The 16327-nt window shown below is 47.4% G+C and carries 19 protein-coding genes; 17 read left to right on the forward strand and 2 right to left on the reverse strand.

Features of this window, described 5'->3' with window-relative positions; genetic code table 11:
- Positions 1–74: 74 nt before the first annotated feature.
- The 7 genes from ABGV42_RS19860 to ABGV42_RS19890 all read left to right on the forward strand — a co-directional run bounded on the left by ABGV42_RS19860 (position 75) and on the right by ABGV42_RS19890 (position 6346).
- Entirely contained in the window at positions 75–998 is a 924-nt protein-coding gene (locus tag ABGV42_RS19860) for an ABC transporter ATP-binding protein (protein ID WP_347383360.1), read from the forward strand.
- Positions 991–1689: an ABC transporter permease gene (locus tag ABGV42_RS19865; protein WP_347383361.1), complete on the forward strand. Its 699-nt coding sequence runs from the start codon at positions 991–993 to the stop codon at positions 1687–1689. Before ABGV42_RS19860 ends, ABGV42_RS19865 begins: the two co-directional genes overlap by 8 nt.
- A 105-nt stretch (positions 1690–1794) precedes the next feature.
- On the forward strand, positions 1795–2607 hold the full coding sequence (gene thiD / locus ABGV42_RS19870; protein ID WP_095292321.1) for a bifunctional hydroxymethylpyrimidine kinase/phosphomethylpyrimidine kinase: 813 nt from the start codon (positions 1795–1797) through the stop codon (positions 2605–2607).
- A gap of 237 nt (positions 2608–2844) precedes the next feature.
- Positions 2845–3525 (forward strand): response regulator transcription factor, encoded by a 681-nt coding sequence (locus ABGV42_RS19875; RefSeq protein ID WP_347383362.1) that lies wholly within the window; start codon positions 2845–2847, stop codon positions 3523–3525.
- A complete protein-coding gene (locus ABGV42_RS19880) occupies positions 3522–5279 on the forward strand; it encodes a sensor histidine kinase (RefSeq protein WP_347383363.1) in 1758 nt (585 codons plus the stop codon). The genes ABGV42_RS19875 and ABGV42_RS19880 overlap by 4 nt, the downstream gene beginning before the upstream one ends.
- Positions 5280–5300: 21 nt before the next feature.
- Complete coding sequence (gene pssA, locus ABGV42_RS19885; RefSeq protein WP_347383364.1) at positions 5301–5846, forward strand: CDP-diacylglycerol--serine O-phosphatidyltransferase; 546 nt, start codon at positions 5301–5303, stop codon at positions 5844–5846.
- Between the two features lie 14 nt (positions 5847–5860).
- Positions 5861–6346: a DedA family protein gene (locus ABGV42_RS19890; RefSeq protein ID WP_347383365.1), complete on the forward strand. Its 486-nt coding sequence runs from the start codon at positions 5861–5863 to the stop codon at positions 6344–6346.
- 293 nt (positions 6347–6639) lie between these two features.
- Here the strand turns inward: ABGV42_RS19890 and ABGV42_RS19895 are convergent, their stop codons facing one another.
- On the reverse strand, positions 6640–7830 hold the full coding sequence (locus ABGV42_RS19895) for a cation:proton antiporter (RefSeq protein WP_347383366.1): 1191 nt from the start codon (positions 7828–7830) through the stop codon (positions 6640–6642).
- A gap of 377 nt (positions 7831–8207) precedes the next feature.
- Between ABGV42_RS19895 and ABGV42_RS19900 the strand changes: the two genes are divergently transcribed.
- The 5 genes from ABGV42_RS19900 (at position 8208) to ABGV42_RS19920 (ending at position 11452) form a co-directional block, all read left to right on the forward strand.
- Positions 8208–8792 carry a DUF420 domain-containing protein gene (locus tag ABGV42_RS19900; protein ID WP_347383367.1) on the forward strand — a complete coding sequence of 195 codons (585 nt, stop codon included), beginning with the start codon at positions 8208–8210 and terminating at the stop codon, positions 8790–8792.
- Between the two features lie 69 nt (positions 8793–8861).
- A complete protein-coding gene (gpmA, locus tag ABGV42_RS19905; protein ID WP_347383368.1) occupies positions 8862–9605 on the forward strand; it encodes a 2,3-diphosphoglycerate-dependent phosphoglycerate mutase in 744 nt (247 codons plus the stop codon).
- Positions 9606–9812: 207 nt separating this feature from the next.
- Positions 9813–9980 (forward strand): hypothetical protein, encoded by a 168-nt coding sequence (locus tag ABGV42_RS19910; protein WP_347383369.1) that lies wholly within the window; start codon positions 9813–9815, stop codon positions 9978–9980.
- Between the two features lie 151 nt (positions 9981–10131).
- A complete protein-coding gene (locus ABGV42_RS19915; protein ID WP_347383370.1) occupies positions 10132–11040 on the forward strand; it encodes an aldo/keto reductase in 909 nt (302 codons plus the stop codon).
- Between the two features lie 85 nt (positions 11041–11125).
- Complete coding sequence (locus ABGV42_RS19920) at positions 11126–11452, forward strand: thioredoxin family protein (RefSeq protein WP_347383371.1); 327 nt, start codon at positions 11126–11128, stop codon at positions 11450–11452.
- 72 nt (positions 11453–11524) lie between these two features.
- Here the strand turns inward: ABGV42_RS19920 and bacA are convergent, their stop codons facing one another.
- Positions 11525–12313 carry an undecaprenyl-diphosphate phosphatase gene (gene bacA, locus ABGV42_RS19925; RefSeq protein WP_347384438.1) on the reverse strand — a complete coding sequence of 263 codons (789 nt, stop codon included), beginning with the start codon at positions 12311–12313 and terminating at the stop codon, positions 11525–11527.
- Between the two features lie 242 nt (positions 12314–12555).
- Between bacA and ABGV42_RS19930 the strand changes: the two genes are divergently transcribed.
- The 5 genes from ABGV42_RS19930 (at position 12556) to ABGV42_RS19950 (ending at position 16027) form a co-directional block, all read left to right on the forward strand.
- Entirely contained in the window at positions 12556–13188 is a 633-nt protein-coding gene (locus ABGV42_RS19930) for a TetR/AcrR family transcriptional regulator (protein WP_347383372.1), read from the forward strand.
- 132 nt (positions 13189–13320) lie between these two features.
- Positions 13321–14148: a substrate-binding periplasmic protein gene (locus tag ABGV42_RS19935; protein WP_431523682.1), complete on the forward strand. Its 828-nt coding sequence runs from the start codon at positions 13321–13323 to the stop codon at positions 14146–14148.
- A 31-nt stretch (positions 14149–14179) separates the two neighbouring features.
- Positions 14180–14824, forward strand: coding sequence for an amino acid ABC transporter permease (locus ABGV42_RS19940; protein ID WP_347383374.1), 645 nt, complete (start codon positions 14180–14182; stop codon positions 14822–14824).
- 16 nt (positions 14825–14840) lie between these two features.
- The gene (locus tag ABGV42_RS19945) at positions 14841–15587 is read left to right on the forward strand and encodes an amino acid ABC transporter ATP-binding protein (RefSeq protein ID WP_347383375.1); all 747 of its coding nucleotides are present in this window, start codon (positions 14841–14843) and stop codon (positions 15585–15587) included.
- Between the two features lie 17 nt (positions 15588–15604).
- Positions 15605–16027, forward strand: a complete 423-nt coding sequence (locus ABGV42_RS19950; RefSeq protein ID WP_347383376.1) for an OsmC family protein — start codon at positions 15605–15607, stop codon at positions 16025–16027.
- Positions 16028–16327 lie beyond the last annotated feature (300 nt).

Here is a 16327-nt window from a genome sequence, read left to right on the forward strand (position 1 = left end):
TAAAAAAGCAGACTTTTCTCTTTACAATACAGATATAAGAACCCGTCAGGGATCGTAAAGGAGAACAAGAAGAGATGACATATATTGCACGCACCATCGGTGTGACCAAAACCTACGCAGGTACGGAGGTCGTATCCAACGTCAATATGAATATCAAGCAAGGTGAAATATACGGATTTTTAGGACCGAACGGAGCCGGGAAAACGACCATTATGAAAATGTTGACCAACCTGGTCAAGCCCACCGTAGGGGAAATTGAATTGTTCGGTGAGAAGCTTACCCCTAGCTCTTATGAAGTACTGAAGCGAATAGGCAGCATCATCGAATATCCTTTTTTCTACGATAGACTTTCCGCTAGGGATAACCTGGAGCTCCACTGTGAGTATATGGGGTTTCATAATAAAAAGGTTATTGATCAGATGATGGAGAGTGTAGGACTGAAAAATACAGACAATAAACCCGTACGTGATTTCTCTCTCGGTATGAGACAGCGGCTGGGCATTGCTCGGGCACTGATTACCACGCCTGAATTCCTCATTCTCGACGAACCCATCAACGGACTGGACCCTGTTGGAATCAAGGAAATGCGAGACCTGTTCAAACGCCTCAGTACGGAGTATAGAATTACTCTGCTCATCTCCAGTCACATTCTGGGCGAGATTGAGCAAATTGCCGATACGGTAGGGGTGATTCGTGGTGGTCGCCTGGTAGAAGAAGTGTCCATGGAGAGCATTCGCGGCACTCAGAGCGAATACATTGAGCTGCAGGTGATTGATGCCCGCAAGACGATCTATGTCATTGAGCATCAGCTTGCTTTGAGTAACTATAAGTTGGTCGATGAACGTACAGTTCGCATATACGACCCCGGTGTGGCTCCATCCGAATTGACGGGCCGACTGGTTCAGTACGGGATCGAAATTGAATCTATTTTCAAGCGGTCTCATTCACTGGAGGAGCATTTTTTAAACCTTGTGAAGGGGGATGGGGACGTTGCTTAAACTTATTTTATTGGAAATGCGTAAGCATCAATTTGCCCGGTTTTTCGGATACGCAGCAATTGCCAATGTGGGTATCCTCCTGTTCCTGCTTATGATCGGCTTGGTGGACTGGGGAGCTGAGGATTATGCCTTTATGACCTTTCCCCTCTCGTTTATGTTGATTGACACAATTTCACGGGCTACCTTTATCATCTTTGCAGGTGCCTTATTATCAAAACTGGTCATTAGCGAATATAAAAATAAAATGATGAATGTGATGTTTACTTATCCAATCAAACGTCACAAAATTATTGCAGCGAAGCTGATCATTGTGTTTCTGTTCACCTTTTTCATGATTATGTTCACCAATTTGCTCATGGGGGCAATCCTGCTGACGACAAATCAGTTCTATCCTTTCATTGCCAACGAACTGACGGGTAATGAAGCGCTTCAACTGCTGATCAAATACACGATTAGTTCGCTGTCCGCTGCTGCGATGGCATTAATCCCTCTGTTGTTTGGCATGAGGAAACACTCAGCCACGACAACATTGGTATCCTCCATTTTCCTGGTTCTCGTGGTATGTTCCGGTGTTAATGGACCGAGTGTTTCCATCAATTCGATTATCGTAATTCCATTAACTCTGGGCGCTATCGGCCTTTGGATCGCTTCCTTGTCCATGGTGAGACTGGAGACAAAAGATGTGAACTGAATGATCAGGAAAACCGCGCTTCGTATGGCTTCAGATGCCATTGACATCCGCTCGTACAAGGGATAGGATAATGTCAACTGAAACACGAAGGAGAATGCGACGACCATGACGATTCCAAAAACATTGACAATAGCCGGCTCGGATACGAGCGGCGGTGCAGGAATTCAAGCTGATTTGAAAACATTCCAGGAGCTTGGTGTATACGGTATGACCGTACTAACTACGGTTGTGGCGATGGAGCCTGAAACGTGGGACCATCAGGTTTTCCCTGTGGCTCTGGATGTAGTGGAAGCACAGCTCCGTACCGTTTTGGACGGGATCGGGTTTGATGCGATGAAGACGGGGATGCTGGGTTCCGTAGATATTATTGAACTGGTTGCGAAGCATGTTCGCCGCAGTGGCCTTCCGCAGATCGTAATCGATCCGGTAATGGTCTGCAAAGGTACAGATGAAGTGCTGCAGCCTGAAAATACGGAAGCAATGATTGAATTTTTGCTGCCGGGTGCTGACCTTGTGACTCCTAACTTGTTTGAAGCTTCCCAACTGGCTAAGAGCGGACCGATCCGTTCCAAAGAACAGATGGAAGCTGCTGCTGCTGTAATTCACAACCATGGGGCGAAGCATGTTCTGATCAAGGACAGAGGTGTGATTACCCCTGGCAAAGCGATGGATCTTCTCTATGATGGCAAAAACTACGAATGGTATGAGGCCGATGTTGTTGGTTCCGGTTATACGCATGGGGCGGGTTGTACAACCTCTGCAGCGATTACCGCTGGTTTGGCGCGCGGTTTATCGGTAAAAGAGGCTGTACGTGAAGGCAAAGCCTTCATTACTCAAGCGATTGCTGGCGGATTCCCGCTTAATCGTTTTGTTGGCCCGACGTTGCACGCGGCACACCGCTTGGAGCAACAACGCTAATAGCGGATGCGGTAAGCGATACCGGGAAGAGAACATGGATTCAGCTGAAGGGTGGTTGTCAATGGGCGAAGGTGGCTCGTTGGCAACCGCCTTTTTGTGTGGATTGCTGAGATTTCAGTAACTTATAACGGCTATTAATCGTATATAACATGGAGTTCATTCCAGAACATGGATGGACACACGAACGACACACGGAATCGTTATGTTAGCAAAAGAAAGATAAAAGGAGAGTCGGCCATGGTGAGAACAGTGCTTCTCGTGGAAGACGAAAGCCGCATTCGTGAAATTGTGGCCGATTATTTTATAAAGGAACAATGGAATGTAATCGAGGCAGAGCATGGAATTGAAGCCCTCCAATTGCTGGATCTGCATGAAGTGGATCTGGTCATTCTGGATGTACTGATGCCTGAAATGGATGGATGGACGCTGTGTGGGCATATTCGGTCACAATCCACCGTACCTATTATAATGCTGACCGCAAGGTCTGAAGATGATGATAAGATCCATGGATTTAACCTTGGTGTGGATGACTATGTTACGAAGCCGTTCAGCCCTCGTGTGCTGGTTGCGCGTGCGGAGACGTTAATGAAGCGAGTCGAAGGTGCGATCAGCAGGGAACAGGGTGTGATCCGGTTTGGTCACGCATTGCTTGATCCTTGGGCGAGACGACTGGAGAAGGACGGAGTAGAGGTAGAGCTTGCTCCCAAAGAATATGAGTTGCTGCTCTACCTGGCACGTAATCAGGGAATCGTTCTATCCCGGGACGCCATCCTCAACCGGGTCTGGGGATACGACTTTGATGGTGATTCCCGTGTTGTGGATACACACATCAAGAAGCTGCGCAGCAAACTAGGAGATGAAGCCAAGTGTATCCGGACAGTCATTGGCACGGGATATCGATTCGAGGCTGAGGCATGAGACGTAATGGCGTAACGATGAAGCTATTTCTGGTTATGGCTGGTTTTCTGCTTCTCTTATACGGAACATCGGTGACTGCCCAGTTGGTCTGGTTTCCGGACTTTTACCAGCATCAGAAGATCAGCAGCATGAAGAAAAAACTGGCGAAATTTGAACAGCAGTATTCCAGCGGACATTGGGATAGTGTACAACTGGCCAAGGAAACCGGAAAGTTTATGCGTCAGAATCAATCGCATCTGGTGATTTTGACAAGCACGGGCAAACTGGTCAACGATCCGTTTCACATTACGCTGCTCCGCGAGGATGGCAGTCAGGTAAAGGTCTCACTATCCCTGTTCATCAATAGTGAGAACGCGGGCTGGATTGCCACTCACCTGAAGTATGGTCAGGAGCTGACTGTTATCGGTCCGGCCAGCGGATTAAACGAACCGATGGTCTATCCGTTGAAGATCCAGGACACCAATTCTGCTGCCCGTGGTACGGAGGATTTTCAGGAGCTCTCTGAGCCGGTTCAGGAATGGTCTGGTGTATTGACTGAAGTGGTGCTTCCCAATTTGGGAACATGGAGTCAGAGACAGGGACTGCTTGTGCAGGCACTGAACAGCCGCTTCCCGCTCTCAACGGAGGACCAGCTCAGTTTGGCGAACGGCAAGATGCTTAATGAAGAATGGACGGATAGCTGGAGCGGTGTTCGGAACGTGATTACCATTGCCCCAGTCCACAAAAACGGGCCGCAGCAGCAGCTTATTTTCTCCCTGACTTCCCTGCAGGAGATGCGGGAAGCGAATGAAGCAACACGTTTGTTCTATGCATACTTTGGTATGGGTGCGTTTGTGCTGATTCTGTTTCTTTCCCTGTTATTGTCCAGAATTGTCACGAAACCTTTGCTTGCGCTGAACCATGTGGCCAAAAAAATGTCGACGCTTGATTTCTCCGTGAAATCACCGATCAAACGCAATGATGAAATTGGCAGTTTGTCCGATAGCTTGAATGCTCTATCAACCACATTGGGGCAGACGCTGGAGGAACTCAGGCAGGCAAATCGTCAAATGCGGACCGATATGGAGATGAAGCAGCGGATTGAGCAGCGGCAGCGTGAATTTTTTGCCGATGCATCGCATGAACTCAAAACGCCCATCAGTATCATCAAGGGATATTCCGAAGGATTGAAGGATGGGGTCAGCGAGAACAAGCGCGAGCGTTACATTGAGATCATTGCCGATGAAGCAGTCAAAATGGAAACGATGGTTGAAGAAATGCTGGATCTCGTTAGGCTCGAATCCCAGGCCATCAAGCTGAATACTGGTGCAGTTGTCCTTGGAGACATGATCGAGGAGATTGCCGGGCGTCTCGGCCCGCAGCTGAAGGAAAAAGGGCTCGAAATCGTGCTTGTCTCCACCACAGAGCAGACCGTTGAAGGAGATCGAAGCAAGCTGGAGCAAGTGATTTATAACATGATGATGAATGCTATACGTCATGCGCTGCCGCAGACCGATATAATGATTGAGATCAGCAGACTGGAAGGACAGGTAAGAATCTCCATCGAGAATAAAGGCGAAGGGATCTCGGAAGCTGAACGCCAGTATATCTGGGAGAGATTTTATCGGGTAGAGCGATCACGTAATCGCAAAATGGGAGGAACCGGGCTGGGCCTAGCCATAGCGAAGCAGATTCTGGATCTGCACGGATGCAGTTATGGAGTGGAGAACACGCCGGACGGAGTCCGCTTCTATATTATTTTTCCTAATGCTTAGTACGAAAGGGAGTCAAGTCTTATGAAATCTTTACCGTCCATTTTAACGTTGGGCAATTTAACTTCTGGCATGCTCGCAGTCATTATGGCCATTCATGGTGAGTTCGCTCTGGCCGTGACGATGATTTGGGTTGCCATGTTCTTTGACCTGTTTGACGGCTTTGCCGCACGGAAATTGCATTGTGAGGGGGAGTTCGGCAAGGCGCTGGATTCCCTGGCGGATGTCATTTCCTTCGGAACAGCCCCGGTGCTGATTCTGTATCTGAATTCTATGAACGAAGTGAGTGTGCTTGGCATGGCATTGACGGCATTGTTCCCGGTATGTGGCGCCTTGCGTCTGGCCCGTTACAACTGCCAGAAGACAGCAACCACGGGATTTGTGGGAATGCCAATCACGTTCGCAGGTGGATTGATGTCCTTTTTCGCGCTCTGGAGTCCTTATTTCACCCATGGTGTAGCCTATCTTGTTATCGTTGTATTATCCGGTCTAATGGTCAGCCAAATTCGATTCCCATCTCTGAAACAGGTGTTGGCGCCTCATGAGAAGGACATCGTGGAACCGAAATAAGGAGCGAGTCAGTCATGGAAATTGCTAAAGAGTTTATTGGTCAATATGGGTATTTCGCAATCTATGGATTGCTCGCTCTGGGTGTCATTGGCATGCCCATTCCGGATGAGGTGATGATGACCTTTGTCGGTTATCTCGCCTCCATCTCGGTCCTTAACTATTCCGTTTCGATCATTGTCAGCTTTGGTGGTGCATTTACGGGAGGACTGCTCAGCTATGCGATTGGCAAAAAGGCAGGCAGACCTCTCGTCGTAAAGTATGGCAAGTGGGTAGGGGTGAACCCCAAGCGGCTGGGGAGGGTGGAGGGCTGGTTCCTGAAGTATGGGTACTGGTCCATTATCCTCGGATACTTTATTCCAGGCATTCGTCATCTGATGTGCTGCTTCTCGGGCATTAGCCGTATGGCCATCGGAAAATATGTACTGATCTCCGGGATCGGGGCATTCATCTGGTGCGTTGTGTTTATATCAATCGGTTTTTACGTTGGTGTGTTAACTTAAAATGGGACAACTTGTGTAAGTGTCGGGTTGAGGATAAAGACCTCTTGTAGTTAGAGCGGTCTTTTTTTGTTTTTCTAGAAGCTTTATATCAACCCCGACTAAAGTAACCTAGCTTATTAAGGTTTGCGAAGCTAATACAAAAAACCGCCTTGAACATGCTTATTCCTCCGGATTCGAAGGTGAGCAATGGTTCAAAGCGGCGTGTGCTTCACGACCTAAATGGTTAATCTGATGAAATTATAGCAAACTTTAATGATTACAATATTGGTTTATTCCCGTTGGTATTCCCGTAACTATCCATTCAAATGAGCTTCCTCAATCCCTTGTTCAACACGAGCTTCTCCTTTTTTGCGAGCAAAGGTTATTTTGAGCAAAGGAGGAGTAACGAGCGTAGTTACGATAACCATAATGACAACGCTGGTGAAATATTCAGGGTCGAGCAAGCCAGAAGCAAGTCCGGTTGAGGCAATGATAAGTGCAACCTCACCCCGAGAAATCATGCCAGAGCCAATGGCCAGAGACGAAACGCGATCAAACCCGGTAAGCCGTGCGCCGGCTCCTCCGCCCAGCAGCTTCGTCACAATAGCAATTAAACTGATCGCAATGATAAACCAGATTTGGGAACCTACACCGTCAAAAGTAACATTCAGACCGATACTTACGAAGAATACCGGTACAAAAATACTATAGGCAATGGGCTCAACTTTGCTTTCAACTTCATGTTTGAAATTAGTTTGAGAAATGGCAATACCCGCCGCAAATGCACCAATAATTCCGGCAACGCCCATCCATTCAGCGAAATAAGAAAATCCGAAACAGATGATTAATCCTGTAGTAATGACAGTCTCTGTAACTTTGAGAGGTGCCATCCACTTCATGATTCGAGGGACAAGGAACCAGCCGGCAGCGATAATAATAACGAAGAATAATAACTTTTTACCAATAAGTAGGCTGATTGACGTGTCGCCTGCACCCGTACCCAGCAAGCTCATCATGACAGCAAGCAGTACAACCACCAGAACGTCATCGACTACAGCTGCACCGAGAATTGTAGTACCCTCACGTGAACTGAGCTGATCCATGTCCTTTAGTGTCTGGACGGAAATACTTACAGACGTGGCACAGAATAAAAGTCCAAAGAAAAGTGCATGAGTTTGGGACATTCCAAAAGCTATAGCAGCACCGTATCCTCCGATAAATGGAAGAATGATCCCACCGACTGCAACAGCAAAGGCAGCCTTCCAATTTTTTTTCAGTTGATCCAGATCCGTCTCAAGTCCGGCAATGAACATTAACAGCAGAACACCGATCTCAGCCATGTAGTGAACGAAATCGGATTGTTGAACCCACCCCAGAATAGCAGGTCCCAGAACAACACCAACAATGAGCTTTCCTAGTACTGAGGGTTGCCCAAGTCTTACGGATAGATCTCCAGCAAGCTTGGTGAAAATCAGAATTAATGCAAGAACCAAAATGAATTCCATAAGTGTACTCCTCTCCAGCAGTAGCGTTTATAAGGTTGCCATACCAAGGGCGCTTCATTCCTTGCCCAGAACACAAAAAATGGCATAGAAAGGCGCAAATAGCAGTGCCCAAATATGCCATGAAAAAGACAAAGAGGGGCCCTTGGTGACAGGCTCCTCCAGTTTCAACGCGTATGTGATTAATTGCATTAATTATACCATAAAGACTGTTCTGGGTAAACTGTTGACTGGCGACATTCGGATGAAAACAAGCTGTTACGGGCATTTTATATGCATATGAAGCGCTTTTTGTTCAGAGTGTTGTCACTTAACAGGGGGCAGGCCGCGAGATATAATGACATAGAACATAGAAGTTAGCATATGAGGAGGATTTTGCATTGGGCAAACATAACAAAGGGGATTCGAATATTCAATCCAATTCGGCAACCCCGACCAGTAATAAAAATTTTGCAGGTATCATTATTACCATTTCCATTCTCGCCAATGTCATTATTTTATTGTTGTTCTTCGCACCGTCGATCGGATACAAAGGGGATGTGGCCTTTGATATTACCGTTCTGCCGCGGTTCAATGCCGTATTTAACAGCTTCACCTTCATTTTCCTGCTTGCCGCGCTGATTGCTATTATCAAAAAGAACGTAAAGCTCCATAAACGATTTATTCTTGCTGCGTTCTCCACAACACTGCTGTTTCTTGTCACGTATTTGTCATTCCACTATCTCTCTCCGGAAACGTCTAAATACGGTGGAGAAGGCATGGTTCGATCCATTTACTTCTTCATTTTGATTACCCACAGTATCCTTGCAGCCATTATTGTGCCGTTGGCTTTGTTCACCCTCGTCTGGGGCTGGACGAATCAATTGAAGAAACACCGCAAAATTGCTCGCTGGACGATGCCGATCTGGTTGTATGTCAGTTCCACAGGTGTAGTCGTTTACCTGATGATGGCTCCATACTATTAATGTAGTTTGTGTTCTTAGGCATATCCCGCAGTACATGCGGGTAATGGTTTCAAGGAAGGAGGTACGGCAATGTACAGAGTGGTATTAATTCGTCATGGACAGAGTATGTGGAATGTGGAGAACCGATTCACGGGTTGGACCGATGTGGACCTGACAAAGGACGGGTATGGTGAAGCCCGTAAAGCTGGCAAAATTTTAAAGGAACGGGGTTTTGATTTTGACTACGCTTATGCTTCGGTACTCAAACGTTCCATTCGAACGCTGGACATTGCGCTTGATGAGATGGACCGGATGTGGATTCCGATCACAAAGACATGGAAGCTGAACGAACGTCATTATGGTGCTCTGCAAGGATTGAATAAACAGCAAACTGCTGTCAAGTACGGAGAAGATCAGGTTATGGAATGGAGACGCTCCGTTAGCGTATCTCCACCACCGCTTGATGAAACAGATGAACGTTATGTGCAGGATCTGGACAAGTACAAGCGTCTGGGTTGTACGATTCCCCGTACGGAGAACTTGATGGATACGTCCAAGCGGGTTCTGGAGTACTGGAACAGCGAGATCAAACCAATGGTTTCGGCCGGGAAAAGGGTACTGATCTCTGCGCACGGGAATACACTTCGTTCTCTCGTCATGCATTTGGATGAGATGTCGGAAGCCGATGTCATGGCGCTCAACATTCCCACGGGCATTCCGCTTGTTTACGAGCTGGATGAAGATTTACATCCCATCGGACACTTCTACCTGACTGCGGATGGTTCGACCTACAAACACGAAGAAATGACCCATGTAGCACCTCCGTCTGATTGATCTATAGTTAAAGAGCTAATGAAGGTGACCTCTGAAAGTTAGGGGTCATTTTTTTGTGATAACCATAAGGCTGCATACATTCAGGAGCTTATCCTGCATCGTCAAAACGAGATATGACTGGCGTGACATAGCCGTTTCGTTTTTCTCACAAAGGGTAAATTTCAAGCAAGACACGATGTACATCAATCCCTTAAGGAGGAAAAACACATGTCTAAAAAAAGCGGAATTATTATGACGGCCATTGGTGCAGGCGTGACCTATCTGATGAGGAACAAGCAGGCCAGAGATAAACTGTTTTCAACGGTTTCTGGCATGATGAAAGGCTCCAATTCCTCAAATGGAAGCAATAAGGTACAACGAGTAGACATAAATTAGACTCACAGTGTGAGCACACACAAGCGAAGCCCGGGGCTGTTAAGGTTCCGGGCTTTTCTGTGTTTATTTCATTGCACCCTGAGATGCGATTTTTACCAGGAAGAATGATACAATGGATACTTGCAGAACGTATGAAAGGGGATGTACACACATGAAGAAAAACCGTCTGGGCTCATCTGAACTGTACGTCGGAGAAATTGGACTGGGCTGTATGTCGCTCGGAACCGAAGTGGAGCCCGCTGTAGACCTGATTCATGAAGCACTGGATCGTGGTGTCAATCTGCTGGATACAGCTGACCTGTACGATGCAGGACGTAATGAGGAAATTGTAGGGCAAGCGATTAAGGGACGCCGTGAGCAGGTGATTGTGGCAACGAAGGTGGGTAATCGTCGTTTGCCAGGGAAAGAGGGCTGGTCATGGGATCCGTCCAAGGCGTACATCAAGCAAGCTGTCCATGACAGCCTGAAACGCTTGCAGATTGATTATATCGACCTGTATCAGCTGCATGGCGGTACATTGGACGATCCAATCGAAGAAACAATAGAAGCTTTCGAGGAGCTGAAGCAGGAGGGGCTGATTCGGTATTATGGGATATCCTCGATTCGACCTAATGTGATTCGGGAATATGTCAGAAGGGCGTCCATTGTCAGTGTGATGAACCAATACAGTGTCGCGGATCGCCGGGCTGAGGAAGAAGTGCTGCCTTTGCTTGAACAAAAGGGAATCAGTGTCATTGCCCGCGGGCCTGTCGCCAGCGGAGTACTGGCGGATTCCGGTGTTTCCAAGGTAGAGAAAGGTTATCTGGACTATACGCCGGATCAGCTGCTTGCCATTCGTGAAGGCTTGAGCCGGTTGGTTACAAACGAGCGAAGCATGGCGCAAACCGCAATTCGGTATGCCTTGTCCCATCCCGCAGTAGCTGCTGTCGTGCCTGGGGCAAGTTCCCGAGCACAGCTGCTGCACAATATTGAAGCTTCCGAATCTGCACCACTTACGGATGCGGAAATTCAAGAAATACGGAAACATGTTCCGGCCAATCTGTACAAGCAGCACCGCTGATAAGCCAGACTGCCTATTGCAATTGTAACTATAAGAGGTACAATAGAGGTCAACCATAAAGAATTGTACAAGGGAGAGAAGACATATGGAAAGAATTCAAAGTGAACAACAATACCGTGATACCATTAATTCAGACGGATTGACCGTCATCAAATTTGATACAAACTGGTGCCCAGACTGCAAAAACCTCGATCGCTTTATTGGCGAAGTTGTAGATCAGCACACGGACAAAACCTTCTATGCAATGGATGCAGAGGAATTCCAACCGCTGGCTGAGGAGAATGCGGTACGCGGCATTCCAAGTTTGCTCGTGTTCCAGAACGGCAAGAAGATTGCCCACCTGCATAGCAAATGGGCAAAAACGCCTACACAAATCTCCGAATACCTGGAGACGCTGGAATCCAAGGTATAAGAGGAATGAACAAGGCGACACAGGTTCCAGATGGAACGCGTGTCGCCTTTTTGGGTTTACTTTTTACTGTAATTACATCATCAAAATGAAAAAGAACACGGCTGCCAGCACAAAGCGATAGATCGCAAAGACGGTCAGACTGAGTTTTTTCAAAATGGACAGGAACGTCTTGATGGCGAGCATGGCTACGATAAATGCAGCGATAAATCCAATCGCAAAGATAGGGAAGTCACTACCATTCAGGTGATCGATGCTTTTGTAGAGGTCGTATCCTGTTGCTCCAATCATGATGGGAACGGACACCAGGAAGGTGAACTCAGCAGCAGCAACACGGCTTACCCCTGCGAACAATCCGCCGGAGATCGTTGAACCGGAACGGGAGAAGCCTGGCCACAACGCCAAAATCTGAAAAAGACCCACAACAAATGCCTGTTTATACGTAATATCGTCCACATCATGTGTTGTGATTCGATCACTGCGGTGGCTCCAGCGCTCAGCTACAATCATCAAGATCCCACCGATGACCAAACTGTACAATACGGTCTCTGGCCCAAAAAGATGTGCCTTGATCCAGTCCCGAAAAACAAGTCCAATGACTACGGCCGGTACCATCGCCAAAAAGATATGTACGAGGTTCAGACGTTGGGAGTAGCTCCTCTTGCCTCCAGTGAAGCGGAACATGTCAATGAATTTGTTCCAGTAGAGCACAACGACAGCAAGTACAGCACCGAGTTGAACAACCACCTCAAACGTTTTGACTGACTCGTTGTCCTCCGATAATCCCAGCAAATGGGCGGTCAGAATCATGTGTCCGGTTGAGGACACGGGCAAAAACTCAGTCAAACCTTCGATGATGCCCATAATAATGGATGATAAAATGTCCAATTCTCTTCCTCCTTGAAATGCAGATGACAGAACGTGGTCTGCTCTGCTTGACTGACAGTGCTTGTTCAGCAGAACAAGGCTATCATCTATTATGATCAGAAACGTGTCCAACTTCAACTTATGCGTTGAATTGATTGTTTAAAACCATATTGACAATAACCTAGTTATCCAATAGGATATAGTTAACTGACTGACTGATCAATCGGGAGGGTTTTGAAATGTCCAAAGGAAATCCTAAGGAACCCGGGGAAGAACGCCGGGATCAGATTATACGTATTGCGTTGCAGCGATTTGCAACTCATGGGTACCATCAGACCAAAATATCGGATATTGTTCGTGAAGCTGGCGTAGCCCAAGGGACGTTTTATTGGCATTTCAAGAGCAAGGAAGCCATTGCTGAAGAGATTGTGTTAACCGGCAGAGAGAAGCTTCTTGAAGCCATCGGTCAGGGGTATCGCAAGGATGCAGGATCAGTGGAGGATATGGTCAAGGCGTCAGAGCGACTGTTCATCAGCTTGTTCTCTTTTGCCGCAGACAACCGTTACTTTATGGAGCTGCTGCTGAAGGGCATCGTGACCGAAGAGTCGGTACGACGTCTGGTTGAGGATACAAGGGGCGCTGTGGAGTCGGCGTTCCGCCATAACATGGAACGTGCAATCGAACTTGGCATGCTGCCTCCATCCATGGATGTGCCTGTACGGGCTGCTCTACTGGTGAGCATGATTGAAGGCATGATCTCCCGCTGGCTGTTTGGCTCCGCGGAGCTGCATGAAGGCATATCAGCCAAGACAGCACAATCGCTCGCTGCGGAAGCATCAAGCTTTGAATTTTACGGTTTGCTGGGCACGTAACGATGTGCCGGTACCGAGGTCTTTTTTTACATGATTGAGACAGAAGCAGGGAATAATGGGTACAACTATTAACCACATGAATGAGAGGAAGTTAACGTGATGAATAATGGAACACCAAGTAACGGCAAAAAAATGCGCAAAAGTTGGATGCTGACGGCAATTCTGCTTATGGTCGTGCTGGTAGTAAGTGCATGTGGCAGCAAAACAACTGATAGTGGTAGCGGTAATGAAGCAAAAGCGAGTAATGAACTGGAACAGATCAAGTCGGCTGGTACCATGAAAGTGGGGATGATGGGAACCTATGCACCGTACAACTTCCTGAATGATAAAAAGGAAATGGACGGCTTTGATGCGGATATCGCACGTGAGGTAGCCAAGCGTCTTGGGGTTGAAGTTGAATTTGTATCCCAGGAGTTCTCCGGTCTGATCCCGAGTTTGCAATCCAAGAAAATTGATGCCGTAATCAGCCAGATGACGATCACCGATGAACGGAAACAGGCACTGGACTTCAGTGAAGGCTACATCACAAACCAAGTCAAAATCATTGTGAAAAGTGATAATAACGATATTACCAAACTCGAAGATTTCAAAGGGAAAACGATTGGCGTAGGTCTGGGCACGAATGATGAAACTTACCTGCGTAATGAAGTGCTTCCGAAAGTGGGAGACTTCACCATTAAGACCTATGACGATGTCATTTCTTCACTGAAAGATCTGAATGCTGGACGAATTGATGCGACCATCAACAACCTGTATGCACTGAAACCAATCGTGGATGCCAATGGATTCGACATCAAGGCCGTAGGTGAACCGATCAAGAGTGATCAAGCCGGCATCGCCGTTCGCAAAAACAATCCGGAACTTGTTGCTGCATTGAATGATGCTCTCCAAGGTATGAAGGATGATGGCACGTACAATACCATTTTCAAAAAATGGTTTGGTGAAGAGCCTGCGCAATAATGAACCTGCAAGGCGAAGGGAAGTTTAAATCATGGAACTGGTATATCAGAATATCCCCTTCTTTTTGAAGGGGGCATACTACACACTGTATTTAACTGTAATATCTATGTTTTTTGCGTTTATTATCGGAGTGCTCGTTGCCGTTGCACGTCTTAAGGGGCCAATGTGGCTCCGGTTAATCGCAAGATTCTACGTATCGATCATGCGAGGAACCCCGCTGCTGGTGCAATTATTCGTTATTTATTTCGGATTGGTCGATTACGGCGTAACCTTGGGGTCGCTAACGGCAGCGTGTCTGGGATTGAGCTTGAATGCAGGCGCATTCCTGTCTGAGACTTTCCGGGGTGCCATTCAAGCTGTACCGAAAGGCCAGACAGAGGCAGCTTACGCAACGGGAATGACTCCATTCCAAACCATGAAAAGGATCGTGTTTCCTCAGGCTGTCCGTATTGCCATTCCACCGATGGGGAATACGTTTATTGGTATGCTGAAGGAAACGTCACTGGTGGCAACCATCGGAGTAACGGAGCTGCTTCGGTCGGCACAGCTGCTGGTCGCACAATATTATGTTAATATGCCTTTTTATCTTGCAATCGGTGTGATGTACTGGATTATGAGTATCGGCTTCTCGGCCATTCTGGAACAAGTGGAGCGCCGGTTGGCGCGGGCTTACTGATAGGGGGAGAGAACCGATGATTACTACGACAGGATTGAAGAAACATTTCGGGAATAATGAAGTACTCACGAATATTGATCTGCACGTGAATGCAAAAGATATCGTAGTGCTGCTAGGACCCAGTGGTTCAGGCAAAAGTACATTGCTCCGCTGTCTGAATGGACTTGAGGAACTATCCGGCGGAAAGATCGAAGTGAACGGCATTGTCGTGGACAGTACCGATCCGCTGCGAGTTCAGCGCTCACGGGTGCTTGAGATCCGCCGTCAGACCGGCATGGTGTTTCAGCAATTCAACCTTTACCCGCACAAAACGGTACTGGGAAATGTGATGGAAGGCCCCGTGACGGTAAAAAAAATCAAACGCGACGAAGCGGCAGAACGCGGTCGCATTCTGCTGGATCGTGTAGGTCTGTCGGACAAGCAGGATGCTTATCCATCCCGCTTGTCGGGTGGACAACAGCAGCGGGTTGCGATTGCTCGTGCACTTGCCATGGAGCCGGAAGTGATGCTGTTTGATGAGCCGACTTCAGCTCTTGACCCGGAACTTGTAGGCGAGGTTCTTTCGGTCATGAAAGAATTGGCGCAGGAAGGCATGACAATGCTGGTGGTTACGCATGAATTGAAATTTGCCCGAAATGTGGCCAATAAAATCGTGTTTATGGCAGATGGTTCGATCGTGGAAGAAGCCAGTCCGCAGGCGTTTTTTGAGCATCCGGTACATGAACGAACACGGAAATTTTTGCAGCAAATTACTGAATTCTAAGAAAGAAGGATAACATCATGAATGTAACAACCGTATGGAAAGGCAAACGCGCGTTTACTTCCGAAGGACCCTCTGGATATGCTGTAGGCATGGATGCCACCGCTGCTTATGGTGGTGACAGTCAGGGTGCTACCCCGATGGAACTGTTACTTGCAGGCCTTGGAGGATGCATGGGAATCGATATTACGATGATTTTGGATGCCTTCCTGGACAAAATCACCGGCATTGAGATTGAAGCTCAGGGTACGCGCAGTGAAGGGATGCCAAAAGGTTTTACGTCCATTGACCTGATCTTCAAAGTCGACGGAGATATCCCGGATTACCGCATCTGGAAAGCGATCCAAATGGCTGAAGAGAAATACTGTGCCGTATCGGCTTCGTTGAGCGCGGATATTCATCCTAAACTGATTCTGAATGGGGTAGAGACACCTCGTCCTTAAATGATCAGTAGCTCTGCAAAGGGCTGGCGTTGATATCGCCGTTCGTTTGTAATATAGCATATCTGCAAGTTTGGCCGCCATGCCAGTGGCGGCCTTTTTATATATTTTCTACCACGAATACATCTTTTGGTCACTGCAATTGAGCACGAATGTATGCTAATCTAAGGAAATAGTTGCCGGGATCAAGAGCCTGGAAACAGAAGAGCTTTTAGGGGTTGTATGGTATGATAAGTGGAAATGCAGGAGCCCATTGATCTTGCCATATATATGTAAGCGCTTATATGGATGACGGAAGGTGCA

The organism is Paenibacillus pabuli, assembly GCF_039831995.1.
Taxonomy (GTDB): Bacteria; Bacillota; Bacilli; order Paenibacillales; family Paenibacillaceae; genus Paenibacillus; species Paenibacillus pabuli_C.

Coding starts and splice junctions, on each gene's coding strand:
- ABGV42_RS19860 (WP_347383360.1), top strand. CDS start 75: ATGACATATATTGCACGCACCATCGGTGTGACCAAAACCTACGCAGGT.
- thiD (WP_095292321.1), top strand. CDS start 1,795: ATGACGATTCCAAAAACATTGACAATAGCCGGCTCGGATACGAGCGGC.
- ABGV42_RS19875 (WP_347383362.1), top strand. CDS start 2,845: ATGGTGAGAACAGTGCTTCTCGTGGAAGACGAAAGCCGCATTCGTGAA.
- ABGV42_RS19880 (WP_347383363.1), top strand. CDS start 3,522: ATGAGACGTAATGGCGTAACGATGAAGCTATTTCTGGTTATGGCTGGT.
- pssA (WP_347383364.1), top strand. CDS start 5,301: ATGAAATCTTTACCGTCCATTTTAACGTTGGGCAATTTAACTTCTGGC.
- ABGV42_RS19890 (WP_347383365.1), top strand. CDS start 5,861: ATGGAAATTGCTAAAGAGTTTATTGGTCAATATGGGTATTTCGCAATC.
- ABGV42_RS19895 (WP_347383366.1), bottom strand. CDS start 7,830: ATGGAATTCATTTTGGTTCTTGCATTAATTCTGATTTTCACCAAGCTT.
- gpmA (WP_347383368.1), top strand. CDS start 8,862: ATGTACAGAGTGGTATTAATTCGTCATGGACAGAGTATGTGGAATGTG.
- ABGV42_RS19910 (WP_347383369.1), top strand. CDS start 9,813: ATGTCTAAAAAAAGCGGAATTATTATGACGGCCATTGGTGCAGGCGTG.
- ABGV42_RS19915 (WP_347383370.1), top strand. CDS start 10,132: ATGAAGAAAAACCGTCTGGGCTCATCTGAACTGTACGTCGGAGAAATT.
- ABGV42_RS19920 (WP_347383371.1), top strand. CDS start 11,126: ATGGAAAGAATTCAAAGTGAACAACAATACCGTGATACCATTAATTCA.
- bacA (WP_347384438.1), bottom strand. CDS start 12,313: ATGGGCATCATCGAAGGTTTGACTGAGTTTTTGCCCGTGTCCTCAACC.
- ABGV42_RS19930 (WP_347383372.1), top strand. CDS start 12,556: ATGTCCAAAGGAAATCCTAAGGAACCCGGGGAAGAACGCCGGGATCAG.
- ABGV42_RS19935 (WP_431523682.1), top strand. CDS start 13,321: ATGCGCAAAAGTTGGATGCTGACGGCAATTCTGCTTATGGTCGTGCTG.
- ABGV42_RS19940 (WP_347383374.1), top strand. CDS start 14,180: ATGGAACTGGTATATCAGAATATCCCCTTCTTTTTGAAGGGGGCATAC.
- ABGV42_RS19945 (WP_347383375.1), top strand. CDS start 14,841: ATGATTACTACGACAGGATTGAAGAAACATTTCGGGAATAATGAAGTA.
- ABGV42_RS19950 (WP_347383376.1), top strand. CDS start 15,605: ATGAATGTAACAACCGTATGGAAAGGCAAACGCGCGTTTACTTCCGAA.